At 42.9% G+C, this 974-nt stretch carries 1 protein-coding gene; it reads left to right on the forward strand.

The features are described 5' to 3' along the window. Positions 1-77: 77 nt before the first annotated feature. Positions 78-974 (forward strand): IS5 family transposase (locus CWC18_RS16245; protein ID WP_138675690.1); only part of this gene is annotated, 897 nt, incomplete at its 3' end.

A 974-nucleotide genomic window follows, 5' to 3' on the forward strand; every position in this document is an offset into this window, starting at 1 on the left:
GGCGTTGTTTCCTAAATAATTGAACTTCTTTGGTTTGGTGTGATCAGATCATTAAATGCCTTAACCTATGATGTGAAATGAAGAAGAAAATTAGGAATTGGTCACAGTACAACCGTGCTTTAGTTCAACGCGGTAACATCAATATTTGGCTAAGTGATAGTGCCATCTCAAAGTGGCAGAATACCGAAAAACACGGGGGCCGCGGTCGTTCAAATTACTATTCTGATTTAGCAATTGAAACGTGTTTAACTTTAAGGGCCGTATTCCATTTACCACTCAGGGCTTTAGAAGGGTTTGTAAATTCCTTGCTGACTATGATGGATACCTCGCTGCAATCACCCGGTTATAGCTGTTTATGCAAACGTAGTAAAACACTTAATGTGCAATATAGAAAGACTGCAAGCAAAGGCTTTATAGATATTGTGGTCGATAGCACGGGCCTTAAAGTGTATGGAAATGGTGAATGGCATACGAGAAAACATCGTGCGACTAAGCGCCGAACTTGGCGAAAACTGCACTTGGCCGTAGATGCGACAAGTCACGATATTGTGGGTGCTGAGCTGTCGATGGTCAATGTGTCAGACGGAGAAGCCCTTGCCGATTTAATCAGGCCACTGCGTAGGAATATAGACAGAGTCACAGGTGATGGAGCATATGACACACGCAGTTGCTATGAGGAGGTCGCAGCAAAAGGTGCGATTATGCGGGTACCGCCAAGAGAGAATGCCCAATACTGGGAAGAAGGACACCCCAGAAACAATGCTGTATTTATGATGCACCAAATAGGGTTAACGCAGTGGAAAGTGAATTCAGGGTACCATCTTCGTTCACTTGCTGAGACAGCGATGTATCGTTTTAAACAATTAATGGGTGATAAGCTAAAAAGTCGTCAATTCAATAGTCAGCATACAGAAACGATGATTAAAGTGAAGGCCATAAATAAAATGACTGGGCTAGGTATGCCCAAATATCAG

It is taken from the genome of Pseudoalteromonas aurantia, assembly GCF_005886875.1.
In the GTDB taxonomy this organism is placed as follows: Bacteria; Pseudomonadota; Gammaproteobacteria; order Enterobacterales; family Alteromonadaceae; genus Pseudoalteromonas; species Pseudoalteromonas aurantia_A.